We start from the raw sequence: 24,760 nt of genomic DNA, 5'->3' as shown, positions 1-24,760 counted from the left end.
TACATTCCTTAATCACCGCAATCCCGCTCACTATAGAACGAGATCTGCGTATGGGCTAGACATTAGAAAGTTTGCTTATGAAATAGGCAAGAGATGCGCGAGTTTTTGCGTAGTTTGAGGGGGCGGTGTGGCGCTGGACCCTCAAACTACGCAGAAGTCTCTTTAGAAGTGAACCTGTTTCATTTGTCCCTATTGTTTTGACAGGTATTCCCGAGTAGTTTCCTGTTCCTAACAGCGTACAGTATTCGGAATCTGTCGGATTGCGAGGGGCGAGTGCGTCTGACATATTCTATTTATTTACGGGAGTGCTCTGAAAAGAGAACCCCGTCGCTGCACCTGGAGTTTTAAGGTTGTCGAACATGTCTCGAATTCTGCTCGCGGAAGACGATAATGACATGCGCCAGTTCTTGTCCAAGGCACTTGAGAAGGCTGGGCACACTGTTGTTTCCTTTGATAATGGAAAGAGCGCATACGAACGTATTTGCGAAGAGCCCTTTGCCCTATTGCTAACTGACATTGTGATGCCAGAGATGGATGGTATTGAGTTAGCTCGTAAAGCTACTCAACTTGATCCGGACCTGAAGGTTATGTTCATCACAGGATTTGCTGCTGTTGCGCTTAATCCTGATTCCAAGGCACCTCAGGATGCAAAGGTTCTTTCCAAGCCTTTTCACTTAAAAGATTTGGTACGCGAAGTGGAAAAAATGCTTGTTTAGTTAGTTTTGAGGGGTGAATGTGGAAAGAGATAGCAAATTTCCATTTTTGGACTTGCACGTTCTCAAAATTCCTCTTATACGCCTCTCCACCGCAGCGTTTAAGCGCTGACGGACGAGCTTCTTTGAAAGTTTCGGGCGTGTAGCTCAGCGGGAGAGCACTACGTTGACATCGTAGGGGTCACAAGTTCGATCCTTGTCACGCCCACCATTTTTCGTCGGTTAACATCGTTGATGTATATCCGGCGGAGCGGGCCTCGATCTTGGTCCTGCGCCGCTTCGTAAGAATGCAGCGCGGCGAGATCAGAGGTTGTACTAATGAGGCGCTTAGCGCCTCTTTTCACTGGCGGATCGTGGTACTTCAGGATCCCTATAAAATTGACCCTAACCGGGGGTAGGATAATGAAGATTAAGAATTCTCTTAAGGCACTCATGGGCCGCCATCGTGATAACCAGATGGTACGCCGCAAGGGTCGTGTTTACATCATCAACAAAAAGAACCCACGCTTTAAAGCACGTCAGGGTTAAGTTTTCTGCGCTGATTTAAACTAAAACAGCGCGAAAAACCCTTGGTTCTAAGAGTTGCGAGCCGCATGGCAAAAGTGAGATGCTTTTGCCATGCGGTTTTTTTTGTTTGCTCGCCCAAACAGCTCCGTCACAGGGGCATCGACGTTTCCACAACTTCAGCTCTCCGGTTTCTCGGTAGGGGGCTCTTTTCCACGACAATCTGACAGGTTGAGGCGTTGTGTTGGCTCTTGTGGTGCTGTCGCGCTTGCGTGTTTCCTGCTGCTTGTGGTGGGGGTGGAGCGTTTAGGTGCTTCTGAGCGTGTTGTGGCTGTTGTGGGTCCCGTAGAGGTTCAGGTCACTCGTGGACTGCCAAAGGGGCATCCTAAGCTCAATACCGGCCCTGAGGCTGCTCTTAATGGTCCTGCTGGCGGTCCTGCTCAGATAGGGCGGTCTGCACCCGGGCATGGTGTACCCGCTCACTACACGCGTGGGCAGCTTCTGGATGCCTTGTTCCTTGAACTGAGGGATGCGGATACATTGGGTAATGCGCAATCGATCTCACGGCGCATACACAGCCTCTTCATGCAGTCTGGGAGTCATACGCTTGATCTGCTTATGATGCGTTCTGCTAAAGCTATTGAAGGGAAAGAATACGGTTTAGCGCTTGATTTGCTGGACGCGGTTGTTCGTTTAGATCCCGGATATGTGGAAGGGTGGAACCGCCGGGCGACCGTATATTTCTTGAAAGAGGATCTGGGGCGTTCACTTGCTGATATTGAGCAAGTGCTTCGGATCGAGCCGCGCCATTATCCTGCGCTCTCAGGTTTTGCCATGATCCTTCGGAAAACTGGAAAGAACGATAAGGCACTTGAAGTGTTTCAGCATGTGCTGAACATCTATCCGTTGCTGGAGAATGCTCAGGACGCTGTTAAAAGCTTACGTGAGGAGCTGTGGGGGCAGTATCACTAAGCTTTCAAAGACTACTGGTTCTTAGTCTAGTAGGCGGTTTACAGCTCTGGTGATGCCTGATTTATATTCTGCGTAGTTTGAGACCGTTAGAGAGAGCCCCTTGGCGAGGGTGTAGAGGATGAAGGCGTCGTCTTCTGCCTGTTCTTTGCTTCGGTTCTCATGCGTCTCCAGGATCACATCCGCAATTTTGAGCATGACCCGAGGCATGATGCCTTTACCAACGGCAGACATGACCTGCTCACCCATCTGAACCAGCTCAGCGCCGTGGACAGAATTTCTCATCAGATCGACATGCTGACCTATGATCGTGTCCAAAGCGCGTAGGATGCGAGATTTGGAATCATTGGTCTTTTCTTCAAGAATATCCAGTGCCTGGAGTCCAACCTCTTCAGAATATTCCTCGATTATGGTCTGGAACAACTCTTCCTTACTTCCAAACTTTTTGTAGAGCGATTGGCGTGAGAGGTCGACCGCGCTTGCTACGTCACCGACTGAGGTCTTTCGGAAGCCATATTGAGCAAAAACGCCCAATGCCTTTTTTTTATCAAAGTTTGTTTTCATGTTTACCCAGTTGACAATTTTAGTAATTATTGTCAACTTTATTATGCGGCACGAACAGGTGCCGCGCAGTGGAGAATTTAATGAGCACAGTGAACAAGAGCAGCGCAGTATCCAACTGGACTGCGGATAAACTGCCTTCTCTTGAGGGTAAAACTTATATCATAACAGGCGGTAACTCCGGTATTGGCCTTGAAGCGGTAAGGATGCTTGCGAAAGCGGGTGGTGATGTTGTTATTGCCTGCCGGAATGCTGAAAAAGGTTCAGCTGCCCAGCAAGCGTTGCGAACTCAGGCGAAAGGAAGAGTAGATCTGGTCCAACTGGACTTAAGCGATCTCTCGTCTGTTCGCCATGCAGCGGAAATCGTCGCTTCACGATACACCAAGATTGATGCTCTCATCAATAACGCTGGTGTTATGCAGACACCGGAGTTGAAGAGTGTTGATGGGTATGAGTTGCAGTTTGCGACCAATCATCTGGGGCACTTTCTATGGTCAGGCTTGCTCAAACCTAATGTTGAAGCTGCAAAGGGTAGATTTGTTGTAGTTGCCAGCCTTGTGCACAAAATGGGGAAGATCAACTTTAACGACCTGATGATGCGTGAAAATTATGCGCCTATGAAAGCCTACTCACAAAGTAAGCTGGCCACTTTGATGTTTGGGCTGGAGCTTCAGCGACGTCTGTCGGATGCGGGGAGTGCTTCATTTGTAGCTATGGGGCATCCAGGTTACTCAGCCACTAATTTGCAGAGTACAGGTCCGACAGGTTGGATGAGCATGGCGTACAAGTGGATGATTAGCATGTTCGCGCAGTCTGCTGAGCGAGGTGCATTGCCAACGGTGCTTGCTGCGGCTGGAGTGGAAGTTGAGCCGAATGGCTACTATGGCCCGACAAAGCGCATGGAGACTGTTGGACCGGTTGGAAAAGCGCAGATAGCAAGCCATGCGCTGAACCCAGAGGTTGCTCGCCGTCTTTGGAGTGAGAGTGAATGGCTCACAGACTTCAAGTGGGCGTTTTAAAGCAAGGCTGCATTTTGTGAAGTTCGTTGCGTTGGAGCAAGCTCATTTAATCGATTGAAAGAAAAAAGCCCGTGATACGAAATCACGGGCTTTTTATTGCTTTAAGATGTGTTCTTTGACGACTTAAGCGTCTTTGGAACCCACGAATGCGATACGCAGCATGTTTGTGGAACCCGGGGTGCCGAATGGAACACCAGCGGAAACCAGAACGCGCTGACCTGGCTTTGCAAAACCTTCGGTGTTTGCAAGGCAGCATGCGCGGTCGATGAGGTCTTCCTCAGTCGCAGCATCCTGATTGGCAACACAGTGCAGACCCCAACCGATGGTCAGACGACGAACTGTGGAGATTTCAGGAGAGAACGCAATGATTGGTGTTGCAGGACGTTCGCGGGATGCGCGCAGTGCTGTACCACCAGATGCGGTGTAGGAAATAATCGCTGCCAGATCCAGAGTTTCAGCGACCTGGTGAGCTGCTGCAGTGATTGCGTCAGCGCCGGTTGCTTCTGGTTCTGTACGTTGAGCGTGGATGATGGAACGGTAGTTTTCGTCCTGCTCAACTTCCACGGCGATTTTGTCCATGGTTGTAACGGCTTCTGTCGGGAAGTCACCTGCAGCTGATTCAGCGGAAAGCATCACTGCGTCCGCACCTTCAAACACTGCATTTGCCACGTCAGAAACTTCTGCGCGGGTTGGCACAGGAGACGTGATCATGCTTTCAAGCATCTGCGTTGCAACAACAACTGGCTTACCAGCTTTGCGGCATGCGCGGATCATACGCTTCTGAAGGCCTGGAACCTGCTCAAGTGGCATTTCAACGCCAAGATCACCACGGGCAACCATGATTGCATCGGACAGCTCGATGATCTCAGAGAGACGATCAATTGCCTGAGGCTTCTCGATTTTTGCCAGAACGCCAACGCGGCCCTGAGTGGTGTTGCGAACTTCGATGAGGTCTTCTGGGCGCTGTACGAAGGACAGTGCGACCCAGTCAACTTTTGCATCGAGAGCTGCAAGAAGATCTGCGCGGTCTTTTTCGGTCAATGCACCAACAGGGATCTCTGTATCTGGAACAGAAACGCCTTTACGGTTGGAGATCTTACCGCCCACTTCAACAGTGGTCACGCAGCGCTGTGGAGACGCTTCAGTTACACGCAGGCAAACTTTGCCATCATCTACAAGAAGGCGGTGGCCAACTTCGAGGCTGCCAAGAATTTCTGGGTGTGGGAGGTATACGCGGGATGCGTCACCTGGAGCGTCGTTTGCGTCTACAACAAAGGTTGCGCCATTTTCTAGAACTGGCTTTGCGTCATCTGCGAAAGTGCCAACGCGCAGTTTAGGACCCTGTAAGTCAGCGAGAATGCCGATTGGACGGCCTACTTCTGCTTCTACTTCGCGGATGCGACCAACCAAATTGTTGAGAACTTCGTGGGAGGAATGGCTCATGTTGATGCGGAAAACATCTGCACCTGCAAGCCATAGCTTTTTGATTGCTTCTTTTTCGGAAGACGCCGGGCCGAGAGTTGCTAGAATTTTGACCCGTCTATTACGCTTCATCGTCCACCTGTTCCTTGCTCTACCGGCTCCGTCAGCTGGACCGTCCAGCTGCTTTGCTCGCCTGTATCTATTTCAAAGAAACCTGTTCGCTCATAACCGCGAGCGACACAGTCTTCTATACCGCGAATGGTGAACTTTTTTTGACGTACACACATATACGCCTTGCCATCCCATTCGCCATTTTGATCCGTTTGTACTGCGTACAAGTAATAGTAGCGTGACGCCAAGTCCCCGGACACCAGTGTGTCGCAGGTGTTTTTGTCGATGGTCCACCATCCTTCGGTGATCCAATCGGCGCCATCGCGGTAGCCTATTGCGATGTTAACTGTGCTTTCGGTCTTATTGCATGCACGAAAGTCCGCTTTAGCAGAGGGGATCTGCTGAAAGCTCAGAACTCCAAAAGCAACACAGGCAAGAGCCAGTGAATTTTTCCGAAAACGGTTTATTACAGCAGATGCGAAGTCGTTTCTGGATGTTCTCATAACAGTCATATGTACAGCTACAAACGGCAGTTTAATGCGTTCAGTTGATGCCCTTGTCAACGTGGTTCAGCCCATGGCCGACGTGATTTCGAGCACGACTAAAGGGTAATACAGGTTGTTCTGAGTAAAGAACGTTGCCCCAGCTCACCATTGACCATGCAAAAACGGCAGGATGATGAATTGGCTTAAACCCGACATGTCATGCTTTGGTTGCGCCACCCTTACTCTGGATGAGTGTGGACGACCCCCGTCAACATTTGAAATATGATCCAAAAGTCGGACCTTACCTCTAGGAATCTGAATATCTTTATTGGCCTGAGTTCTACATGGAATCAAGCGAAAAGCCAAAAAACAGTGTTACCTCCCACAGTTCCTCCCTTTTTTGGCTGTGATTTTTTGAAAGATAAGACAAAGAGATAAACATCATTTCGGACAATTGTCCGGTTTGGACCGCTCAATAATGAGCATCAGGAGATTAGCAAAACTCGTATTACGTAGCGGAGCCGAAAGTTGTTTCTTGATGCTGCGACACTTTGTCGGGTTTTGATTGAGGCAAATGTTCCGCTGAATGGAAATCTCGAATTTGTTATCTTAAATTTCCGAGTGAAGACTTTTAGTTAGCAGGCTGGTTCGCTGATATATTTAGCTGGCGAATTTGTCGCGCAGATTTATCTTTGGACAATTGTGAGTATGTTTTGACTGCGGTATCAATGCGTACGTAGCGGCACTTATTTTTATGGCAACCTGTAGGGGCTACCTGACAATGAATGTCAGATAGAGAAAACAGGCCACAATGCTAAGGTGAATTTCCGTCAGGTGAGTGCCAATAGATTGTGCGGCAATTGAGGCAACTGTTTTATATTCCCATTGAAATTCAGTTCATCCCCCAGAACCTGTAAAGGTTGCTGAAAAGAGGTCGTGAGCGGTTGACCCGTGTGCTCAGTTCTGGCAGCAAGACAACAAGGTTAATGGTGTTTCGCACGAACGTAAGGTGGATTTCATATGTCAGATGCCGGTGGTGTAGCAGCAGATCAGCTGCGCGCATTTATTGAACGTATTGAACGTCTTGAAGAAGAGAAAAAAGTTATCGCGGATGACATCAAGGATGTTTACGCGGAATCTAAGGGTAACGGCTTTGACGTGAAGGTGATGCGCAAAATCGTTTCTTTGCGTAAGCGTAAGCCGCATGAGCGTGAAGAAGAAGAGGCAATCCTCGATCTTTACCTGCATGCGCTCGGCATGGCTGGCCCAGTAATGGAAGACGCATAAGCGCTCCAACTGGTGAGAGCAGCGCGTGTGTATGCGCGAGCTGCTTCTTAGCACGAATTCTGAAAGAGGCTCCTTACTGCGGTGAGGGGCCTTTTTTCGTGGTTTTGGAGTGGTGAGAGGTGCCCGAGCGGGCAGTGCTGATTGGCTTTGCTGATATAGGCTGAGCTAGCTGAGGGCAGGGGAATGCTTTCACGGCATTTAGATGCCGCGCTGCCGAGCATTCATTACAACGTGATGCCTATCTGGAGGAGACTTTCATCTCGCCTGTGTAGATTGAGTCCAGCCATGCGATTGCTGATCCGCGGTTGATCCGTTTGCGAATTGAGCGATATGGCGTTTGGGTCAGAGCGTCCTTTAAAACCGTTGTTACAGGGCTCATCAGAACTGCCAGTTGGTTCTGGTCTGGATGCTGCATGGTGATGGTACGACGGTTTCTTGCTGTCCATGTAGGATCAAGCATCAGCACTGCGTTTGGCTCTGGAGCTGAATGGAAACCTACCAACGGTGATCCGTAGACCGGGGCCTTTGTCACAACAGTCTGTTGAGCTGGTTGTGATTTCGGCATCAAATCTGGCAGACGCTGCTCTGCGAAGAGTGCCTGTGCGGAGAGCGCAGTTTTTTTGTTGAACTTGCTCTTTGGTAGATCTGCAGTCGCGGCAGGAGAGGCGTAGGCAAGCTGTGCGCCTACAAGAGGACGCAGGCTGTCAGGTGTTTGCTCGCCAGTTGCTGCAATGATCGCTGCAATGCCATCCTTTGGTGTTTCCACTTTTGGTGGAATGACTTGAGCCCGCTTTTGAGCTGCAGGGGTGGCCGCCGGCAAAGCGGCGACCTGAAGGATTTGTTGCGGTTTTATGCGCGGACGAGCGGAGGCAAACAGATTGAGATTCTGCTCCGTTGGTGCAGGCGCAACCTCACTCTCATCCTGTGGCTTTGCATATGGTGTTGCTGAAGCCAAAACAGCAGGAGAAGCTGCTTCTGGAACCGGGCTTGCTGCTGGCTGAGTTGCTAGCAATGCCACTTTAGGCTGCGGAATAGCGTTGAACTCGGTTTCTACCCGGCGGCTTGGATCTGGCTCACGCACTTTTGGTGCTTTTGTTGCCGGAGTTGGTGCCGGTTTGCTTTCTTCGTTACTGCCTGAATTGCTGAACAGGCGGGAGAAGAAGCTTCCGCCACTGTTGGGCGAGCTTGCCCGGGCACTTGCTTTTGAAGATGACGTGGAACGACTGGCAACGCTGGTTGAGCGGCCTGAATCTTTCCGTTTTACAGCAGCAAGTGTCTGCTTGTAACGCGCCATTGGTTTTCCATCGGAAGGGACATGAATGGTGTCACCCTTTGGAAATACCTTTGCCAGTTGAGAGCGACTCATGCGTGGCCAATGGCGTACAGAGCCGGTGTCCATGTGAACAAACGGCGTGTTTGAGCGCGGGTAGTAGCCAACGCCGCCAACATGCTGACGCAAACCAAGCGCACGTAGTTTGGCTGTGCTTACACCGGGAATGAAGAAGTCCATTGCGCGGCCTCTGGTGTGCTGGCTGTTTTTAGCCACACCGCTGGAGCGCTTACGGAGCATATTGTTGGTTTTAGGCGACCGATAAGCGGAGACAACATGGATGTACTTGCTTGTGCCTGCTTTCTGGTAAACTTCCCAGATGAGGTCAAACAGTTCAGGATCCATTTTCGTTGGCTCTTTTTGGCGCCAATCCCGAAGGAAATTGTTGAGCTTGCGAAGGCCTTCTTTGTCATAGCGGCCATTCCGCTTGAAGGTGATTTCCGCCCGCTCTTTCGTGTGGGTGAAGTACAGCTTGAGCGTGCGTGTGCTCGCACTGGCCGAAGCAATTGAGGTGAGGAAGAACGCACAAAGAACCGCTGCGACCAGCACTGAAATGCCAGGCAGACGTTTACCAAAGTCCGAGCGCCCGAATGCAATCATGTCACGCAATTGAATCTCGCTTTCGCGTTATCGGCTAAAACCTTACCCCAGAGCCCCACCTCTTTATCTAGTGCGGACAAGGTTAATGAGCCTTTACTTTAGTTACAATTAACGCGAACTAGTGACTTCACGGCAACAATCCAAGTTTTTTGCCAGAATCCGCTATTTACATGCGACAAATGCGCGCGAATCCGCACGCATAAGTCGTCATATTACTGTGGATACATGTGGATAGTGACAATTTTAAAGATTCAGAGCGTCGATCGTCGCCTGGTTATGTCCGTAGATATCCGGACGTCTTTGCAGCTTTCCAGCTTCATCCACAAATGCGGTGAAGTAGGAGATATGCACCGGGATATCCCTTTGCAAATTCACCTGGGTCTGCTTCTTGCCGACAAGTGAGCGGATGTAATTACCTGTCATCGTGTTTTGCGTGGCCATCAAGGCGTCAGCAAACTCAAACGGGTTCTGCACGCGGACACAGCCGTGTGAGAAGGCGCGCTCAGACCGGTTGAACAGCGATTTGGACGGTGTGTCGTGCAAGTACACGTTGTGCTTGTTCGGGAACATGAACTTGATTTTGCCTAGCGCGTTGCCGCGTCCCGGACGCTGACGGATGCGGATCTGCTTGAAGGTCACGGCATCCCAGTTCACACGGCGAGGATCAACGATCTTGCCGCCATACACGATCTCGTAGTTGCCCTTTTGCAGGTAGCTTTGTGGGTTGCTTGCGCGCAGTTCCGGCAAAAGCTCTTTTGATGCGATGGAGTATGGGACGTTCCAGTATGGATTTACGATCACATGCTGCATCTTGTCTGAAAAGACCGGTGTTTTGTTGGAGCGTTTTCCAACAACGACGCGGGTTTCATAAAGAACAAAGCCATCCATGTTCAAACGAACCATGAACTCTGGAATATTCACGCGCAGATGGGTTTCGCCCAGCTCGCGCGGCATCCAGCGCCAGCGTTCCATGTTTGCAATAACGTCATTGATTGGGTCACCGCTAACGCGCCCATTGAGGGCAAGCAGTGTGCGTGGGCCAACCGCGCCATCTGGATGCAAGCCGTTTGCAGCCTGGAAGGCTTCAACGGCATAAGCCAGATCCTGCGTATAGACGTTCATTTGAGATTCAACTGTCGGAACACTCAGGCGTTCGCGAAGAACGGCAACGCGGGAGCTTTTTACTCCAACTTTCAGGACTTTGCCGGCTGGAATGACAACTTGCTTTTCAAGGCTGCCATTTTCAGTGTGTTCTCTTAGTTCGGCAAGCTGCTTTTTCAGCGCTTTGTATTCTGGATGCGGAGGGTTGAAGGCCGCAAGAGTTTTTGCCGGAGCAACCGAGTGCGCTATGGATGTCAGCGCTTCAATCGGGTCTGGCCTTTCCGGACGAAGGGTAATGTCCTCGGAAATCGCATAGGGGCTGACGCGGCCAGCCTGGGCATCCTCTGCGTATTTGAGGATCGAGTGGGTCAGCTCAAGTTCTGCTTCCGCGATTTGCTCTGGGGTTGCTTTGCCATCTGCATTGAAGCCTGCTGCTGGCACCGGGTAGTCGGCGGCGTGCAGGCCTTCTTTATCGGCTGATTGCAGAGTTTCCATAACGGACAAAGCACTGGTGGAGAGCTTGCCTTTCAGGATCCAGGCGGGCTGGAAGCTTCTGTTTTCGTAGAACAGTTTTGCGGCAGCTGCTTCGCGTTTTGCATGGAAGTTCTGGCGGCGGTGTTTTTTGCTAAGCGCCTGCTGAATTTCCTGCGCAACAGGATTTGACTGAGCGAGGTTTACTTGCTCGAGCTGCTCGTCAAAATTGTCAGGAATTGCGGCTTGCGCAGAATACATAGTTGACGAAAGCGCAATAACTGCCCCTGCGAGCAATGCTGATGTGCTCGTTCTACCAAACATTTATGACTACCCACCTGATAACTCTTTGATCTTTATAGGCACAAGAAGAGTGCCTCAAAAATTAAGAGTGTTGTTTTGCCCAAACTTATATTTATTACGCATATACACTAATGCGTTTTGAGATAGCACGACAGCGTGATGTTTTAAATTCAAGGATCAGTGATATGAACTTAAACCCACGGTTTTTTGTTAGTCGCTATGCTTTATCGATTTATTGAGATGCACGCGTGCCTGTGGCTTGCGCGAGGCTTACTCATTCGCTTCCAACCATCCTGCAAACTAAGCTTTAGTGCGCAGTTTTGCTTTCCGGAGTTTCTTCCAGACCATATTCCTTCAGCTTGCGATAAAGCGTTGAGCGCCCGATGCCCAAACGCTTGGCAACCTCGGTCATGCGGCCTCCGTAATGGGAGATTGCTGTCCGGATCATTTCCTCTTCAACACTGATGAGCGTACGCACGTGGCCCTCGCCATCGAGTGATCGCATATATCCAAAGGGAGGTTGCTCCGCGTCGAAGGCTGAAACGGCCTCGACCTGAAGAAATCGTTCGTCCTGCTGTTCCTCCCATTTACTCGCTACACTTAGGGATGAAGAATAGACGTCAGCTTGCGGTTCTTTGTTTCCGGCAGGCGGTGCTGCCGCGTAACTCATTGGCGTATCAGTCGCTTGAGCTATTTGCGGGAAGTCATCGCATGTCAGGCTTGGACCATCGCACAGGACAACGGCGCGGAATACTGCGTTTTCAAGTTGGCGAATGTTGCCAGGCCAGTCATAACTCTTAAGCATATTGACCGTGTTAGATGTGATGCCCGTGACTTGAGGCTTGCTTTCTTCTGCAGCAAAACGCGCAAGGAAATGACGGGTAAGCTCAGGAATATCCTCACTACGATCTCGTAGGGGAGGGATCCAAATTGGGAAGACGTTGAGGCGATAATACAGATCTTCCCGGAACTTACCTTCTTTTACCTGATCGATCAGACGTCGGTTTGTTGCTGAGATCAGGCGGAAATCTACTTTTATCGGTTTGCGCGCACCAACTGGGTCAACTTCCCCTTCTTGCAGCGCGCGCAGGAGTTTTACCTGTACTTCCAGTGGGAGCTCGCCGACTTCGTCTAAGAAGAGGGTCCCGCCGCTGGCTTCCTGAAACTTGCCCATGTGTTTATCGACAGCGCCGGTGAATGCACCTTTCTCGTGACCGAAGAGAATGGATTCCACCAGATGATCTGGAATAGCGCCGCAGTTTACGGTGACAAACGGCTTGGACCGGCGCTCGCTGGAACCTTGAATAGCGCGCGCAATCAGCTCTTTACCAACACCAGACTCGCCTTCAATGAGGATCGGAATGTTGGAGGAGGCAGCTCTTTCGCCCAGCCGCAGGACACGATCCATCGGCTCAGACCGCGTGACGATATTATCGAAGGTGAGGGTGCCTTCTGTGTGCTTGCGGATGCGGGTGAGTTCACCTTCCAGCGTCGCAACTTTGAGTAGGTTGGTGATGGACACCTGCAAGCGCTCAGGACGGCTTGGTTTTACAACGAAATCCTGTGCACCAGCACGCATAGCTTCAATGACAGTTTCAATGCTGCCGTTGGCTGTTTGAACAATGACAGGTACTGCATTCTTAGCGTCGCGGGTTTCTTTCAGGACCTGAAAGCCGTCCACTTCTGGCATCATCAGATCAAGGATAACCAGATCGATTTCTGATTGGGCAGTTCCTGTAAGGATTTCCAGCGCTTCGCGACCATCGACACAGCTTTTGGAGCGGTATCCGAACCGCTTTACGGCTTCTTCCAGCAAGCGGCGTTGGACCGGATCGTCATCTACGATCAAAATGCGCTGTGCCATGGGAAATCCCTTCAAATCGATTGGGCAGTAATGCATAGTGTGCCAATTCAGGTCATCCTGCACCCAATTTGGTAAACAAATTGCTCACTTCATTTTGGGGATCTTGTTAAAAGACGCCATTGCATGTGTAAGGATTGGACGCATATTAAAACAGTGTACTGCAGAACTTGTTTTGCAGACCTCAGGTTTCTTTTCTGGCGCAATGCCATCCCATAATCGGACGCTCATATGACACTCAAGCACGTCACTCCATTTTCCATCACCTATCAAAGCGCTGATGCAGCCACGGCAGGCTCTGCCCTTGGTGAACTGCCGGAGTGGGACCTTTCAGTTTTTTACAGCTCTATTGATGATCCTGCGATTGATCAGGATATGGCGCGTGCGAAAGAACTGGCAGAGCAGTTTGAAGCAGACTGCAAAGGCAAGCTTGCTGAAATTGCAACACGTTCTGGCGATGAGCTCGCCGAAATTGTGCGTCGTTATGAGGAACTTGAAGATCTGATGGGGCGTATCGGCTCTTTTGCCGGTCTGGCTTACACCAGCATCACAACAGATCCAGCTCGTCAGAAATTTTATGGCGATGTGCAGGAAAAACTGACGACTGCGAGCCTTCATATGCTGTTCTTCTCGCTTGAGATGAACAAGATTGAAGACGAGGTTCTGGAAAAAGCGCTGAACTCTGAAAAGCTGGCGTATTATCGCCCCTGGCTGGAAGACCTGCGCAAAGAACGCCCGCATGAACGTAGTGAGGAAATTGAACAGCTGTTTCATGAGAAGCACGTGACCGGTGCTGCCGCCTGGAACCGGTTGTTTGATGAGACAATTTCTGGTTCTCGTTATGAGATTGATGGTGACGAGCTTTCTATTGAGCAGACCTTGAACTTGCTGCAAGGACCTGATGGGGACATGCGCAAGAAGGCTGCCGAAGCGCTTGCAAAAACGTTCGGCAAAAATCTGAGCATCTTTACGCTGATCATGAACACGCTGGCGAAAGATAAAGATACTTACGACCGCTGGCATAACTTTGATGACATTGCTGACAGCCGCCACCTTGCCAATCGTGTTGAGCGTGAAGTTGTTGATGCGCTGGTTGATGCAGTCCGCGCTGCTTATCCGCGTTTGTCGCACCGTTATTATGCGATGAAAGCCAAGTGGCTTGGCGTTGAGAAAATGAACTTCTGGGATCGTAACGCGCCATTGCCACAAGCTGATACGCGCGATATTCCATGGGATGAAGCAAAAGGCACGGTTCTGGACGCTTATGCGAAATTCTCGCCGGAACTTTCCGAAATTGCAGAGCAGTTCTTCGATAAAAACTGGATTGATGCTGCATCTCGTCCGGGTAAATCACCTGGTGCGTTTTCTCATCCGACCGTGCCAAGCGCACACCCGTTTGTGCTGATCAACTATCAGGGCAAAATCCGCGATGTGATGACACTGGCGCATGAGCTTGGACATGGTGTTCATCAGGTTCTTGCAGCGCCAAATGGTGCGCTGATGGCGCCGACCCCGCTGACACTGGCTGAGACCGCTTCCGTGTTTGGTGAGATGCTGACCTTCAAGGACCTGCTTGCAAAGGCTGAGACACCTGAAAAACGTCAGATCATGCTGGCTGCCAAAGTGGAAGACATGCTGAACACGGTTGTGCGCCAGATTGCATTCTATACCTTTGAACGTCAGTTGCATGAGCTGCGTAAGGAAGGCGAGCTGACCGCTGAGCAGATATCTGCGATCTGGATGGGCGTTCAGGAAGAAAGCCTCGGTGAGGCGATTGACCTAGAAGGCGGCTATGAGAACTTCTGGACCTACATTCCGCACTTCATCCATTCGCCGTTCTATGTTTACGCCTATGCCTTCGGTGATTGCCTCGTGAACTCGCTCTATGCGGTTTACAAAGAAGCCGAGGATGGCTTCCAGCAGAAGTATTTTGATCTGCTGAAAGCGGGCGGCACCAAGCACCACAGTGAACTGCTCGCTCCATTTGGCCTGGATGCAACCGACCCGGCCTTCTGGCAGAAAGGCCTTGCCGTGATCGAGCGCTTTATTGATGAGCTGGAAGAGATGGATAAGGCCTAAGCTAAACTGAGTTTGATATTTTTAAGAGGCGGGGGCTATTGCTCTCGCCTTTTTTTGTTGCGCGTTGGCGAGGGAGTTTTCCCAAGCTTACTTAGGTATTCAGTCAGATCTCATGGGCGCTGGCGCTCAATTTTTGGTTTTAGACTGATGCTTTAATATGGGTGAGTGGAGCGGAATCATGCGCATATTTATTGCAATGCTGGTAGTTGCATTCACCCTGAGTGCTTGTGGGGCGTATAAGCCCACCAGTAATCAATCGCATCTAGATAAGTTCCCGATAGATAAGACTAAGAATTATTTGATTTGGCGCTATGGCAGTGTTGAATCCGATCTGGCTTCGGTTTTCTGCAAGGTGAACGCTTCGGGTGAGGTTGACGATTGTGAAAATAAAGAAGCAAGCAATAAAAATAGGCTGACCTTTGAGGCGTTTGAAGGGCTATTTGGGTCTTATCGGGTCACTTTTAAGTATGATGACGACTACTTCCTGATGACTTACGCTGTGTCTGCGCGTTCTGGCAAATATGCGTTTGTCTCTGGAGACTCTGGTCAACGAAGTCGTATTTTCAAGATTGGTGATGCGACATTTGTAAGCAATTTCAAACCCGGCACGGTGACAGTTGTTCCCTATGGGTGGGAGCATCGGCGGAGCGCGTCTGACCTGAAACGTACTGTCGAAGCTGGCCTGAAACAAGCTTTCGGCGAAAGAGCGAGTGTACTTGATGTGCAGGTTGCCCGCAAAGTTCCAATCGATTGTACCAAAACTAGTAGTGGTTTCTGGGAGGGGACTGAAACTAAGTGCAAGTTGAAGTGATTTTTGCGGTCCGATCGTTCGTTGCTTGGAGAGGCTCTATGAGATTTAAAAGGATACCATTGCTTCTGACAGTGATCGTGCCTCTAAGTGCGTGCGGAGGCGGCTTTGATGCTGAAGACGTGGCATCGGAGACCGACTTGTGGAACTGGTCGATTTTTGAGAAGGCTTGTATTTCATCGAGCGCGAAGGGACGAGATAAGTATCTCAAGGCTGAAGGATGGAAAGTTGTTTCCTCTTCAGGTGGTGATCTCCCATTGGTTTCGATCGCTGAGAGCCGGAATTTTAATCGTAAGACTACGAAAGCGTATCGCTCTCGAAATGGCGACAGTGTGCTTGTTCTTGGAGAGTATAAGTCAACAGATGCAACTGAAGCTTCTCCAACATGTTATTTTGCTACAAGTATGAAGTACGGCTCTGTCAGGTTTTTTGACGATAAAATTAAAAGCTATGTCTTTGATGGTTATAAAAGAGATGCGGGTTCTTTCTCAAAGAGCGTAAGGATTTCTGGAGGCGTCAATCGAACCAGCTGGATTAATGAGTTAGAGACAGCCTCCGATGGAAAGCAATTATTTGACGTTGCTGGTGTCAGCTTTGTTTCAGGTGCGCAGGGAAGCATGGCACCTTCACTTGTTTTGCGCGTGAATAAATAACTCAGAGCATCAGGGCCTGCTCGGCGAGATCAGCCCGCTCTCGCCTCACTGATCTACTGTTGAACGTCGGCTCTTCCGCGGACGGACATCATGGTGCCCGATAGCGTGGCGACTTTCTTTTCACTGCCGTCTTTGCTTGCGTAGGCAGTGGCGTTGACGAAGGTGATTGTGCGGCCTGGTTTCTCGACCTTTGCGCGGAATACAAAATGCTCACCTGCAGCAGGGTTCATCAGATTGGTTTTGAGTTCGATAGTAAGTACAGCAGCATCTTCATCCATCAGAGAGAAAGCTGCGTATCCGGCTGCGCTGTCGAGGGCTGTGGTGACGATGCCAGCATGGAGGAAGCCGTGTTGCTGGGTAAAATCTTTGTTGTACGGCATGGTCAGCTCGACGATGCCGGGTTCTACTTTGGCGATTTCAATGCCCAATGAGGTCATGGCTGGCTGGCGGGCAAAGCTGTCTCTTACTTTCTTCTCATAGCCTGCAAACCGAGGCGTAAACTCACTCATTTTATCTCCGAAAATGTCTATCTGAATATGTCAGGTGGCGATTATGCCAAGTCTTAATGCGTTATGTTCGAACCACAGCGAAGCATAAGGAGAGGCGAAATTGCCCTTGCATTGGGCAGAGAGAGTTCCATCGTCGCGGAGGAAAAATGTACTTTCGATGAAATGCGCTTGCCTGTCTGGGGTGTCGAATTCCAGGTAACAGGCTCTGGTATTGGCTAATTCACTTGAAGGCACAGTCACTCGCAAACCTCACTGGATTATTGAGAGGAGTGTAGAGGGAACTGAGTAGCTTACTGAAGCTCAACGTTTGTCGGAGTTATAATATGACTTTGCTGGATCTCTTGTTTGCTGCTGACCCTTTGCCCACTAGCGGTGTTGGTCTATCAGGATAGGGTTTCCATCCGGATCAATCACAGTAAAGCTTGCCGGACCAGATGTGGTCTCGTCTGCTTCTTGTCCGTGAACTTCAATGCCATCAGCTTTCAAGCGCTTTTGGAGTTCCCTCACATCGAGGAACTTATCAAGGGCTTGTGCTTTCTGATCCCATCCTGGATTGAAGGTGAGCATGTTCTTTTCAAACATTCCCTGAAACAGCCCGATGATTGTCTCGCCATTTTTCATGATCGCCCAGCCATCTGTACCATCACAACCGGGATCGCATGCGAAGCCGAGCTTTTGATAGAACGAGATTGATGCTTTAATGTCTTTAACCGTCAGGCTGATTGAAAATGCACCCAGTTGCATGTGACTTCCCCCTCAAGAACCACTTTGAAACGTCTTAGATGCTCAGCATAAGGAAAGTTTTGCAGAGCTCAAGTTGGTCATAAATTAGTATGCAACAGATGCCACCCAAGGGGGATTTCCATTCTGGATTTGATTGTGTTTCGTTGCAGACAAGTTGACTGAAAATTACAGGTTCTTTTTTCGGGTGATGAAGAAATATTCATAGTGCGCATAGCAGCGTTGAATTCTCTAAAAAACGCGTTTTTTCGGCATTGCCGGAGCTTTCTGGCATTGTTCTAGGGAGCCTGTCCTGCTACATCCTGCGACAGAATTGTAACGCATACGAGGACTGGCATGATCCCGCGCTATTCGCGTCCTGACATGGTCGCTATTTGGTCTCCTGAAACGAAATTCCGCATCTGGTTTGAGATTGAAGCTCATGCTTGTGATGCTCTGGCAGAGCTGGGTGTGATCCCAAAAGAGTCTGCTGAGAAGATTTGGGAGAAGGGTGGTCCAGCTACCTTCGATATTGCGCGGATTGATGAGATCGAGCGTGAAACCAAGCACGATGTAATTGCGTTCCTGACGCATCTTGCTGAAATCGTTGGTCCGGAAGCACGCTTTGTGCACCAGGGCATGACCTCTTCTGACGTTCTGGACACCTGCTTCAACGTTCAGCTGGTTCGCGCTGCAGACCTTCTGCTGGCCGACATGGAAAAGCTGCTGGCCGCTTTGAAGCGCCGTGCTTATGAGCACAAAGACACCGTAACTATCGGTCGTTCCCACGGTATTCATGCTGAGCCAGTGACCTTTGGTCTGAAGATGGCGCAGGCGTATGCTGAGTTTGACCGTTGTAAGAAGCGTCTTGAGCTGGCTCGTGAAGAGATCGCGACCTGTGCTATTTCCGGTGCGGTTGGCACATTTGCAAACATTGACCCGCGTGTTGAAGAGCATGTTGCTGAGAAGCTGGGCCTTGGTGCAGAACCTGTTTCCACTCAGGTTGTTCCTCGTGACCGTCATGCCATGTTCTTCGCAGTTCTGGGTGTGATTGCGTCTTCCGTTGAGCGTCTGGCGACTGAAGTTCGTCATTTGCAGCGCACAGAAGTTCTGGAAGTTGAGGAGTTCTTCTCCAAAGGTCAGAAGGGTTCTTCTGCGATGCCGCATAAGCGGAACCCGGTGCTGACCGAGAACCTGACTGGTCTTGCTCGTATGGTTCGCTCTTACGCATTACCTGCGATGGAGAATGTTGCACTATGGCATGAGCGCGATATCTCGCACTCTTCTGTTGAGCGTATGATCGGTCCTGATGCGACTGTAACGCTGGACTTTGCTTTGGCGCGCCTGACAAACGTTATGGAAAATCTGATGGTTTACCCAGAGCGTATGATGGGTAACATGGATCGCCTTGGTGGTCTGGTGCACTCACAGCGCATTTTGCTGGCACTGACACAGGCCGGTGCGTCTCGCGAAGACAGCTATCGTCTTGTTCAGCGTAATGCGATGAAGGTCTGGGATAGCTATCAGGTTTCTGGCGATGCGAAGGTGGACTTCTTGACTGAATTGCTGGCGGATGAAGACGTTCGTAAGCATCTTTCTGAAGAGCAAATTCGTGAGCGCTTTGACCTTGGTTACCACACCAAGAATGTCGATGTGATCTTCAAGCGGGTCTTTGGCGAAGCCTAAGGCGTCCGTGCACAGCAGTGGAGGGGAAGATGAAGCTTTATGGTCTGCGGATTTTCGTGAGTGATATCGAAAAGGCCAGGGAGTTTTATGCCGAAACGCTCGGCCTTCCTCTTAACTGGGATATGCCAGAGCTTGGCGCGTTTGGTGCCAAGCTCGACAATGCAGAGCTCATCATCGAGCAGGCACACAACGAGGAAGACCAAGAATACATTGGTCGTTTTCTCGGTGCATCTCTTCAGGTTGATGACATTGTTGATACTTATGAGCGCCTTTGTGAAAAAGGTGTTGCCTTTACCAACCCGCCTGAAAAACAGGTTTGGGGCGGAGTTCTTGCACATTTTCATGATCCGTTTGGCAATGTTTTGACACTGCTGGGCGAACCTCGCTGACAACATGGTCCTTCTTGGTCTTAATGGGACTAATGCCGTTCAGGAGTCATGACTATGAGAATTGCGGTTATCTCGGACATTCACGGTAACCTGCCTGCTCTGGAAGCTGTTCATCGCGACATAAAGCGGAAGTCGCCAGATCTGGTGTTTAATCTGGGTGATTGTGTTTCGGGGCCGTTGTGGCCAGAGGAAACAGCTCAGTACCTCATTGCGGAAAACTGGCTGACTGTGCGCGGCAATCATGACCGGCATTTGGTGGACCATGTCCAATCCAAAATGGGGCTAAGTGATGCACATGCTTATTCGCTGCTTTCTGACGAATCCAAAGCGTGGCTGAAGCAACTGCCAACGCAAATGGAGCATGTCGAGAATGTGTTCCTGTGCCATGGGACGCCGTCAGCTGATAATGTTTATCTCACCGAAGAACTTTGTGGGGATCACACCAAAATTGCATCACCAGAGTATGTGTTAGAGCACGTTGGAAATGTAACCTCACCGCTGGTTGTTTGTGGGCACTCCCATGTCCCTCGGGTCATCTGGTTGGAAACGACCGGACAAATCGTGATGAACGCAGGCAGTGTTGGGCTGCCAGCCTATGATGATGACAAGCCTCATGCACATACGATGGAAGTTGGAAGCCCCCATGCGCGGTACATGATTGTGACCCGGGTTGGGACACGGTGGTCCTTTGAAGAGCGGATGGTGAACTACGATTGGGACCATGCCAGCAGAAAAGCTGCGCGTAATCAACGTGGAGATTGGGCTGGCGCTTTGAAAACTGGGTATTTTCGTCCTATTAAGCTGCCAGACTTTTTAGCACGACCACGTATTGAGGAACCTTATGAAGATTTCTGAGGCGGACATTCTCATTGTCCCCGGCCTGCATGGCTCCGACGCAAACCACTGGCAAAGCCGTTGGGAAACAAAATTCTCCACTGGTCGGCGCGTTGAGCAGAGCAGTTGGAGCAAGCCAGACCTTGAGGAATGGGTGAATGCCGTTGTGAAGGCGGTCGAAGAAGCCACGCGCCCGGTGGTGCTTGTTGCGCACTCTGCTGGTGTTGCTGCAGTGATTCACGCTGCACCTCGTATCAAGAATTGGGTGAAGGGTGCTTATCTGGTTGCGCCTGCAGATGTAGATGATACCTCATGTGTGCCGGCTGAGTTGCATAGCTTTGGTCCGTTTCCAACTTCCCCATTGCCGTTCCATGCCAAGGTTGTGGCAAGCCGCAATGATCCTTATTGCACCTTCGAGCGTGCGGAGCAGCTTGCCAAGCTCTGGAATGCACGTTTGCAGGATGCTGGTGAAAGTGGCCATATCAATTCTGAGAGCGGTCAGGGGCCGTGGCCAGAAGGCATTATTTCTTTTGCTCATTTCATGAAAGAGCTCGGGTAATCCGTATAGGTTGAAGAACGTCCTCCTTCCGGTGCATGTTTTGTATGGGGAGGGCGTTTTATGTCGCGATTTGCACATACACCTTATGATGGCTCTAAGAGACCGTTTACCGTTGGGCTCGAGCCTCTTGATTTGAGAGAGTGGATTGAGCCTGATGAGTTTTTAGCTGCGCACCTTGATGAAAAAGAGCGGCTCATCGCTGACCCTAAAGCCTTCGTGTTTGCTGCAGAGGCGGATACTGAGGCAGCACAGCGCGAAGTGGCAGACCTCCTTGTTGCTCATCTGCCTGCCCAGTTTCCTAACATTTATGAGCTTCACTCTGATCACTCTCTTATCGTGAAGAATACAGGGAAGTGCGTTGATCTATCGTCCTGTTCCGAGGCGCCATTACTCGCGATTTCCCGCCTTGTGCAGGAAGATCTAGTGCTGATGCGCAAAGGTTATGACGGGTATAGGCTTGTCGCAGCGAGCTTGTGTTTTCCTTCCAGTTGGTCATTGGCGGAAAAGTTTGGCGGCTCTATGAGTGCGATCCATGAAGGGGTGCCGGACTTCAATGGGCACCGTATGGGGCTCATGGTTCAGCGTATCTTTGAAAGGCTGGAGGTAGATAAGCCAGTTTGGCGACTGAACTGGTCTCTGTATACGGACACGGAGCTACACCATCCGGTTTCAGGTTTGCGCGATGAAGTTCTCTGCGAGCCCGATCTGGCATTTGAACAACTCTATGTGCGCGTCGAGAAGCAGACATTGAGGCGCCTGCCGGACAGCGGCGACATCCTCTTCACCATCAGGGTTCACCACGATCCTGTTCATAGCCTACTAAAACATCCGGATGGTGACCAGCTGGCCCAAGGCCTAAAAACACAGTTGCTTGGGCTGACCGCAGAGCAGCTGGACTACAAAGGCATCAAAGCGCATGCATCAACTATCGCACAAGCGCTTGATATGGTTGCAGAAGAACGTGTTTAAACTGGTTGAGACTCTGGCAAGTAATGGCTTGGTGTGTGGCCTGTCAGTTTCTTGAAGGCGTTGCTGAAGTGGGCGTGGTCGAAGTAGCCCAGGGAGTGGGCCAGATCTGTCAGGTTGAGGTCTTGCCCTTTGTTGATAGCGTCAACAGCAGCCAACATGCGGTAACGTTCGATCACCCATTTGGGATGAACGCCTACGTGGCTTTGGAAGAGGCGTTGGATTGTTCTTGGCTGGAAACCTGAAGTTCTGGAGAGGTCTTTCAGATTACTGACCTCGTCCGTTGTCGCGATGGTATCGACGAGTGCACGGGCATCCTTCGCTTTAGATGTCAAGGGATGCTTATGTGAAGTCAGGAGGTTGTCCATCTGAACAGCGAATGCGGTTGGCTCATCTGCAGATTCTAGCTGTGAAACTAGTTTTTGTTCGGAAATGTGGAGAAACGGCTCGATGTTCTCGTGGGTGTTGAGGAGCGAAGAGGGGTTGTATCTGAAAAAATCTGCGAAGGCTCCTGGACGAAACTTCACGCCAAACACCCGGCCTTTCTGCTGCAAGGAATAATGGAATACGCCTGTGTTGATGCCAAACACGCCTGTCGTCTGCAAGGTGTCGATGACAATATGTTGAGATGGGTGGGGCAGGTTAGCTTGCTTATATGGAGGCTTGCCTCGAAGGTCCCATGTGACCAGCCAATAGAATTCGATGGCATCTTGCAATGGTTCAGCTGGGGTGAGCCAGTCCAGATTGAAGTGCTGGAGGCTGCGTTGCTGGTTTAGCAGTCCGCTGATCTGAGTTGAGGTGTCATCCTGATTTGGCATAGGCGTAAAAGATAGCAGCTGTCGCGCTTTTACAAGCCCTTCTGATTTTGACGCAGTAGGTATTCCGCTCTGAATGCAAGGAGCTGAACATGGCAAAGATTAAATGCACCTACAAAGTTGAAGAATGGAAGGAAGAGACTGCAAAAAAACTTTCCAAGATGAGCAAGATCACGTCGGTTCGTGCTCATGGCCCCGTCAGCGGAGAAATTGTTGGGCAGGTGAACATGTTTTACCTTCTGGCCTATGTAGCTGAAAAAGAGGGCAAATACTCAGGGTACACACAGGTCTCCGGTCGATACGGTTCGCGTGAGGGCACGTTCCTCGTTGAGGAGAACGGGGTGTTTGCTGCGCAGACTGTTCGCTCTTCGATGACTGTGGTGCCCGGTTCCGGGACTGGAGGATTTGAAGGCGTTTCTGGTCGGGGGGAGTTTGTTACCTCTCATGGTAACGCCGTTGAGTGCAGGCTTGAGCTGGAGTTTGTGGAGAGTGTTGAGCAAGCCTGAGCAAAGATGTGATTAGGTAATCTCCAAAAGTGCCCTTGGGTTCTCTGCGTTTTCTGCTAGGTTTTGCAGTGCACTATATATTGCAATAAGAGTGTGAGCCGCAGGAACCCCATATGCCTTCATCTCGTGACCGGGAAGCAAACAGAATGACCGCCCGCCTTGGCCGCTATGCCAAGGTTGGTGGAAATATGAGTGGCATTGCAGCCAAGCTTGCAGCTGGCAAGCTCTTCGGCTGGGATCAAGACCCTGCGAAGAATGCAGCTTCCATCGCAGAATCCCTTGGCGAACTCAAAGGACCGTTAATGAAAGTGGCGCAGCTTCTTTCAACGATTCCTGATGCCGTGCCTCCTGAATATGCAGCAGAACTGGCGAGCCTTCAGGCAAATGCACCTCCCATGGGGTGGGCTTTTGTTAAGCGACGCATGCGGGCAGAGCTTGGCCCGGGCTGGCAAGGCAGGTTTGATAAGTTTGAGAAGGAGCCTGCAGCAGCGGCTTCTCTTGGTCAGGTGCACAGAGCGTATGATCAGGATGGGGCGATGCTGGCCTGTAAGCTTCAATATCCGGATATGGATAGTGCGGTTGAAGCTGATCTGAATCAGTTCGACATGTTGCTTGCTCTGCATCGACGATTTAGGCCTGCGATCGAGACTTCTGAAATTGCGAAGGAAGTTGGTGACCGATTGCGGGAAGAGTTGGATTATCGACGGGAAGCGCGGCATTCAAAGCTCTATGCCAATGTTTTTGCTGCAGATGAGCAGATCCAGATTCCAGAAGTGTTTGAAGATTTGTCAACGCGGCGGTTGCTTTCCATGAGCTGGCTGGAAGGACGTCCGCTTCTGGCCTATCGACAAGAAAAGCTGGAGGCGCGTAACAAGATTGCGCAAGTGATGTTCAAGGCATGGTGGCACCCGTTTGCGCATTATGGTGTGATCCATGGCGATCCCCATCTTGGTAACTACACGATCTTTGAGGATGGCGGAGAGCCGGCTGGTGTGAATTTGCTGGATTACGGATGTGTGCGCATCTTCCCTCCAGATTTCGTGCAAGGCGTGGTGGATCTGTATCACGGTCTGCTTGAAGATGATCAGGACCGCGTGGTTGCTGCTTATGAGACATGGGGTTTTGATGGACTGACGACTGAGCTTATTGAGACTTTGAATATCTGGGCGAGTTTTATTTTTGGCCCGTTGCTCAGCGATAGAGTACGCTCGATTGCCGATGGTGTTTCTCCAGCGGCTTATGGGCGGCAAGAGGCGTTTCGTGTGCATCAGTCCCTCAAAGAGCTGGGGCCGGTGAAAATACCTCGTTACTTTGTTTTTATGGACCGGGCGGCTATTGGGCTTGGATCTGTATTCCTTCACTTACGAGCTGAGCTTAACTTCCATCAACTGTTTAATGAGCAGATTGATGGGTTTGAGCTGGATGCGTTGAGTGCCTATCAAAAGAACCAACTGGACTTATGTGGTTTGACTGGCGAAGATTGAGGCACATACTCAGGC

24 protein-coding genes and 1 tRNA gene are annotated in these 24,760 nt (G+C 50.5%); 16 read left to right on the top strand and 9 right to left on the bottom strand.

What is annotated here, in order from left to right:
* Nucleotides 1-359: 359 nt before the first annotated feature.
* The 4 genes from cpdR to PsW64_RS04295 all read left to right on the top strand — a co-directional run bounded on the left by cpdR (nucleotide 360) and on the right by PsW64_RS04295 (nucleotide 2,189).
* Nucleotides 360-716 (top strand): cell cycle two-component system response regulator CpdR, encoded by a 357-nt coding sequence (gene cpdR, locus PsW64_RS04310; RefSeq protein WP_008551455.1) that lies wholly within the window; start codon nucleotides 360-362, stop codon nucleotides 714-716.
* Between the two features lie 133 nt (nucleotides 717-849).
* Nucleotides 850-924: transfer RNA gene (locus PsW64_RS04305), tRNA-Val, on the top strand.
* Nucleotides 925-1,115: 191 nt separating this feature from the next.
* Nucleotides 1,116-1,241, top strand: a complete 126-nt coding sequence (ykgO, locus tag PsW64_RS04300) for a type B 50S ribosomal protein L36 (RefSeq protein ID WP_054662728.1) — start codon at nucleotides 1,116-1,118, stop codon at nucleotides 1,239-1,241.
* 90 nt (nucleotides 1,242-1,331) lie between these two features.
* On the top strand, nucleotides 1,332-2,189 hold the full coding sequence (locus tag PsW64_RS04295; RefSeq protein WP_208980566.1) for a tetratricopeptide repeat protein: 858 nt from the start codon (nucleotides 1,332-1,334) through the stop codon (nucleotides 2,187-2,189).
* A gap of 21 nt (nucleotides 2,190-2,210) precedes the next feature.
* On the opposite strand, the gene PsW64_RS04290 is transcribed toward PsW64_RS04295, so the two are convergent.
* Entirely contained in the window at nucleotides 2,211-2,750 is a 540-nt protein-coding gene (locus PsW64_RS04290; protein ID WP_063302799.1) for a TetR/AcrR family transcriptional regulator, read from the bottom strand.
* A gap of 80 nt (nucleotides 2,751-2,830) precedes the next feature.
* Here PsW64_RS04290 and PsW64_RS04285 point away from each other — a divergent pair, with 80 nt between their 5' ends.
* Complete coding sequence (locus tag PsW64_RS04285; RefSeq protein WP_208980565.1) at nucleotides 2,831-3,766, top strand: oxidoreductase; 936 nt, start codon at nucleotides 2,831-2,833, stop codon at nucleotides 3,764-3,766.
* A 123-nt stretch (nucleotides 3,767-3,889) separates the two neighbouring features.
* On the opposite strand, the gene pyk is transcribed toward PsW64_RS04285, so the two are convergent.
* Nucleotides 3,890-5,320 carry a pyruvate kinase gene (gene pyk / locus PsW64_RS04280; protein WP_057462049.1) on the bottom strand — a complete coding sequence of 477 codons (1,431 nt, stop codon included), beginning with the start codon at nucleotides 5,318-5,320 and terminating at the stop codon, nucleotides 3,890-3,892.
* The gene (locus PsW64_RS04275; protein ID WP_208860363.1) at nucleotides 5,317-5,802 is read right to left on the bottom strand and encodes a DUF1036 domain-containing protein; all 486 of its coding nucleotides are present in this window, start codon (nucleotides 5,800-5,802) and stop codon (nucleotides 5,317-5,319) included. Before PsW64_RS04275 ends, pyk begins: the two co-directional genes overlap by 4 nt.
* 1,002 nt (nucleotides 5,803-6,804) lie before the next feature.
* On the opposite strand from PsW64_RS04275, the gene PsW64_RS04270 reads away from it, so the two are divergent.
* The gene (locus PsW64_RS04270) at nucleotides 6,805-7,071 is read left to right on the top strand and encodes a DUF2312 domain-containing protein (RefSeq protein ID WP_057462047.1); all 267 of its coding nucleotides are present in this window, start codon (nucleotides 6,805-6,807) and stop codon (nucleotides 7,069-7,071) included.
* 238 nt (nucleotides 7,072-7,309) lie between these two features.
* Here PsW64_RS04270 and PsW64_RS04265 read toward each other — a convergent pair whose 3' ends face one another.
* The 3 genes from PsW64_RS04265 to PsW64_RS04255 form a co-directional block, all read right to left on the bottom strand.
* The gene (locus tag PsW64_RS04265) at nucleotides 7,310-9,001 is read right to left on the bottom strand and encodes a DUF882 domain-containing protein (RefSeq protein ID WP_063302797.1); all 1,692 of its coding nucleotides are present in this window, start codon (nucleotides 8,999-9,001) and stop codon (nucleotides 7,310-7,312) included.
* Between the two features lie 243 nt (nucleotides 9,002-9,244).
* Nucleotides 9,245-10,897, bottom strand: a complete 1,653-nt coding sequence (locus PsW64_RS04260) for a L,D-transpeptidase family protein (RefSeq protein ID WP_208980564.1) — start codon at nucleotides 10,895-10,897, stop codon at nucleotides 9,245-9,247.
* A gap of 286 nt (nucleotides 10,898-11,183) precedes the next feature.
* Nucleotides 11,184-12,740 carry a sigma-54-dependent transcriptional regulator gene (locus PsW64_RS04255; protein ID WP_063301032.1) on the bottom strand — a complete coding sequence of 519 codons (1,557 nt, stop codon included), beginning with the start codon at nucleotides 12,738-12,740 and terminating at the stop codon, nucleotides 11,184-11,186.
* A gap of 228 nt (nucleotides 12,741-12,968) precedes the next feature.
* On the opposite strand from PsW64_RS04255, the gene PsW64_RS04250 reads away from it, so the two are divergent.
* From PsW64_RS04250 to PsW64_RS04240, 3 genes are all read left to right on the top strand, one after another.
* Nucleotides 12,969-14,816, top strand: coding sequence for a M3 family oligoendopeptidase (locus PsW64_RS04250; protein WP_063302795.1), 1,848 nt, complete (start codon nucleotides 12,969-12,971; stop codon nucleotides 14,814-14,816).
* A 178-nt stretch (nucleotides 14,817-14,994) separates the two neighbouring features.
* Nucleotides 14,995-15,627, top strand: a complete 633-nt coding sequence (locus PsW64_RS04245) for a hypothetical protein (protein ID WP_063302794.1) — start codon at nucleotides 14,995-14,997, stop codon at nucleotides 15,625-15,627.
* Nucleotides 15,628-15,665: 38 nt separating this feature from the next.
* Nucleotides 15,666-16,277 (top strand): hypothetical protein, encoded by a 612-nt coding sequence (locus PsW64_RS04240; protein WP_153042335.1) that lies wholly within the window; start codon nucleotides 15,666-15,668, stop codon nucleotides 16,275-16,277.
* A gap of 53 nt (nucleotides 16,278-16,330) precedes the next feature.
* On the opposite strand, the gene PsW64_RS04235 is transcribed toward PsW64_RS04240, so the two are convergent.
* Both PsW64_RS04235 and PsW64_RS04230 read right to left on the bottom strand, forming a co-directional pair.
* Nucleotides 16,331-16,786, bottom strand: coding sequence for a PaaI family thioesterase (locus PsW64_RS04235; protein ID WP_063302792.1), 456 nt, complete (start codon nucleotides 16,784-16,786; stop codon nucleotides 16,331-16,333).
* 366 nt (nucleotides 16,787-17,152) lie between these two features.
* Nucleotides 17,153-17,530, bottom strand: a complete 378-nt coding sequence (locus tag PsW64_RS04230) for a VOC family protein (protein ID WP_063302791.1) — start codon at nucleotides 17,528-17,530, stop codon at nucleotides 17,153-17,155.
* Nucleotides 17,531-17,863: 333 nt separating this feature from the next.
* Between PsW64_RS04230 and purB the strand changes: the two genes are divergently transcribed.
* Genes purB through PsW64_RS04205 form a run of 5 tightly spaced genes read left to right on the top strand, consistent with a single transcriptional unit; the run spans nucleotide 17,864 to nucleotide 21,943 of the window.
* A complete protein-coding gene (purB, locus tag PsW64_RS04225; RefSeq protein ID WP_057462039.1) occupies nucleotides 17,864-19,192 on the top strand; it encodes an adenylosuccinate lyase in 1,329 nt (442 codons plus the stop codon).
* 29 nt (nucleotides 19,193-19,221) lie between these two features.
* On the top strand, nucleotides 19,222-19,581 hold the full coding sequence (locus tag PsW64_RS04220; RefSeq protein WP_063290260.1) for a VOC family protein: 360 nt from the start codon (nucleotides 19,222-19,224) through the stop codon (nucleotides 19,579-19,581).
* Between the two features lie 54 nt (nucleotides 19,582-19,635).
* A complete protein-coding gene (locus PsW64_RS04215; protein ID WP_063302790.1) occupies nucleotides 19,636-20,436 on the top strand; it encodes a metallophosphoesterase family protein in 801 nt (266 codons plus the stop codon).
* Nucleotides 20,423-20,974 carry an RBBP9/YdeN family alpha/beta hydrolase gene (locus tag PsW64_RS04210; protein ID WP_063302789.1) on the top strand — a complete coding sequence of 184 codons (552 nt, stop codon included), beginning with the start codon at nucleotides 20,423-20,425 and terminating at the stop codon, nucleotides 20,972-20,974. The genes PsW64_RS04215 and PsW64_RS04210 overlap by 14 nt, the downstream gene beginning before the upstream one ends.
* Nucleotides 20,975-21,034: 60 nt before the next feature.
* Nucleotides 21,035-21,943 carry a heme-dependent oxidative N-demethylase family protein gene (locus PsW64_RS04205; protein WP_063302788.1) on the top strand — a complete coding sequence of 303 codons (909 nt, stop codon included), beginning with the start codon at nucleotides 21,035-21,037 and terminating at the stop codon, nucleotides 21,941-21,943.
* Here the strand turns inward: PsW64_RS04205 and PsW64_RS04200 are convergent.
* Nucleotides 21,940-22,758 carry a helix-turn-helix domain-containing protein gene (locus PsW64_RS04200; RefSeq protein WP_063302787.1) on the bottom strand — a complete coding sequence of 273 codons (819 nt, stop codon included), beginning with the start codon at nucleotides 22,756-22,758 and terminating at the stop codon, nucleotides 21,940-21,942. The genes PsW64_RS04205 and PsW64_RS04200 overlap by 4 nt on opposite strands.
* Nucleotides 22,759-22,847: 89 nt before the next feature.
* On the opposite strand from PsW64_RS04200, the gene PsW64_RS04195 reads away from it, so the two are divergent.
* On the top strand, nucleotides 22,848-23,261 hold the full coding sequence (locus tag PsW64_RS04195; RefSeq protein WP_063302786.1) for a DUF3224 domain-containing protein: 414 nt from the start codon (nucleotides 22,848-22,850) through the stop codon (nucleotides 23,259-23,261).
* A gap of 113 nt (nucleotides 23,262-23,374) precedes the next feature.
* Nucleotides 23,375-24,745 (top strand): ABC1 kinase family protein, encoded by a 1,371-nt coding sequence (locus PsW64_RS04190; RefSeq protein ID WP_063302785.1) that lies wholly within the window; start codon nucleotides 23,375-23,377, stop codon nucleotides 24,743-24,745.
* The last annotated feature ends 15 nt before the right edge of the window (nucleotides 24,746-24,760 follow it).

The sequence above is a fragment of the Pseudovibrio sp. W64 genome (assembly GCF_001623145.1).
Classification (GTDB): domain Bacteria; phylum Pseudomonadota; class Alphaproteobacteria; order Rhizobiales; family Stappiaceae; genus Pseudovibrio.
This window is presented reverse-complemented; position numbering and strand designations above follow the sequence as displayed.

Bases quoted from the DNA above. Each gene is read 5' to 3' on its own strand.
- cpdR (WP_008551455.1), top strand. From the start codon at position 360: ATGTCTCGAATTCTGCTCGCGGAAGACGATAATGACATGCGCCAGTTC.
- ykgO (WP_054662728.1), top strand. From the start codon at position 1,116: ATGAAGATTAAGAATTCTCTTAAGGCACTCATGGGCCGCCATCGTGAT.
- PsW64_RS04295 (WP_208980566.1), top strand. From the start codon at position 1,332: ATGCGGTTTTTTTTGTTTGCTCGCCCAAACAGCTCCGTCACAGGGGCA.
- PsW64_RS04290 (WP_063302799.1), bottom strand. From the start codon at position 2,750: ATGAAAACAAACTTTGATAAAAAAAAGGCATTGGGCGTTTTTGCTCAA.
- PsW64_RS04285 (WP_208980565.1), top strand. From the start codon at position 2,831: ATGAGCACAGTGAACAAGAGCAGCGCAGTATCCAACTGGACTGCGGAT.
- pyk (WP_057462049.1), bottom strand. From the start codon at position 5,320: ATGAAGCGTAATAGACGGGTCAAAATTCTAGCAACTCTCGGCCCGGCG.
- PsW64_RS04275 (WP_208860363.1), bottom strand. From the start codon at position 5,802: ATGAGAACATCCAGAAACGACTTCGCATCTGCTGTAATAAACCGTTTT.
- PsW64_RS04270 (WP_057462047.1), top strand. From the start codon at position 6,805: ATGTCAGATGCCGGTGGTGTAGCAGCAGATCAGCTGCGCGCATTTATT.
- PsW64_RS04265 (WP_063302797.1), bottom strand. From the start codon at position 9,001: ATGATTGCATTCGGGCGCTCGGACTTTGGTAAACGTCTGCCTGGCATT.
- PsW64_RS04260 (WP_208980564.1), bottom strand. From the start codon at position 10,897: ATGTTTGGTAGAACGAGCACATCAGCATTGCTCGCAGGGGCAGTTATT.
- PsW64_RS04255 (WP_063301032.1), bottom strand. From the start codon at position 12,740: ATGGCACAGCGCATTTTGATCGTAGATGACGATCCGGTCCAACGCCGC.
- PsW64_RS04250 (WP_063302795.1), top strand. From the start codon at position 12,969: ATGACACTCAAGCACGTCACTCCATTTTCCATCACCTATCAAAGCGCT.
- PsW64_RS04245 (WP_063302794.1), top strand. From the start codon at position 14,995: ATGCGCATATTTATTGCAATGCTGGTAGTTGCATTCACCCTGAGTGCT.
- PsW64_RS04240 (WP_153042335.1), top strand. From the start codon at position 15,666: ATGAGATTTAAAAGGATACCATTGCTTCTGACAGTGATCGTGCCTCTA.
- PsW64_RS04235 (WP_063302792.1), bottom strand. From the start codon at position 16,786: ATGAGTGAGTTTACGCCTCGGTTTGCAGGCTATGAGAAGAAAGTAAGA.
- PsW64_RS04230 (WP_063302791.1), bottom strand. From the start codon at position 17,530: ATGCAACTGGGTGCATTTTCAATCAGCCTGACGGTTAAAGACATTAAA.
- purB (WP_057462039.1), top strand. From the start codon at position 17,864: ATGATCCCGCGCTATTCGCGTCCTGACATGGTCGCTATTTGGTCTCCT.
- PsW64_RS04220 (WP_063290260.1), top strand. From the start codon at position 19,222: ATGAAGCTTTATGGTCTGCGGATTTTCGTGAGTGATATCGAAAAGGCC.
- PsW64_RS04215 (WP_063302790.1), top strand. From the start codon at position 19,636: ATGAGAATTGCGGTTATCTCGGACATTCACGGTAACCTGCCTGCTCTG.
- PsW64_RS04210 (WP_063302789.1), top strand. From the start codon at position 20,423: ATGAAGATTTCTGAGGCGGACATTCTCATTGTCCCCGGCCTGCATGGC.
- PsW64_RS04205 (WP_063302788.1), top strand. From the start codon at position 21,035: ATGTCGCGATTTGCACATACACCTTATGATGGCTCTAAGAGACCGTTT.
- PsW64_RS04200 (WP_063302787.1), bottom strand. From the start codon at position 22,758: ATGCCAAATCAGGATGACACCTCAACTCAGATCAGCGGACTGCTAAAC.
- PsW64_RS04195 (WP_063302786.1), top strand. From the start codon at position 22,848: ATGGCAAAGATTAAATGCACCTACAAAGTTGAAGAATGGAAGGAAGAG.
- PsW64_RS04190 (WP_063302785.1), top strand. From the start codon at position 23,375: ATGCCTTCATCTCGTGACCGGGAAGCAAACAGAATGACCGCCCGCCTT.